Source organism: Qipengyuania sp. YIM B01966 (assembly GCF_016461955.1).
Taxonomy (GTDB): Bacteria; Pseudomonadota; Alphaproteobacteria; order Sphingomonadales; family Sphingomonadaceae; genus QFOP01.
The window spans coordinates 1-233 of record NZ_JADMNM010000041.1 but is presented as its reverse complement, the minus strand read 5'-3'; the positions used below and the strand labels follow the sequence as shown (position 1 = coordinate 233).

The following is a 233-nucleotide window of genomic DNA, read 5'->3' as shown; positions in this document are numbered from 1 at the left end:
CTTAGGGCTGCATTCCCAAACAACCCGACTCGGCGACAACGCCTCGTGGTGCGACAGGGTCCGGGCACGACGGGGCTTTCACCCTCTCTGGCGCTCCTTTCCAGGAGACTTGGGCCCGGTCCGCCGCAGAGGACGCTTCTCCAGACTACAATTCGGACAACAATGTCATCCGATTCCAAAGCTGGGCTTTTCCCGGTTCGCTCGCCGCTACTAGGGGAATCCTTGTAAGTTTC

1 rRNA gene is annotated in these 233 nt (G+C 59.7%); it reads right to left on the bottom strand.

Features of this window, described 5'->3' with window-relative positions:
• Positions 1-233, bottom strand: a 23S ribosomal RNA gene (locus tag ILT46_RS12030); the annotation flags it as partial.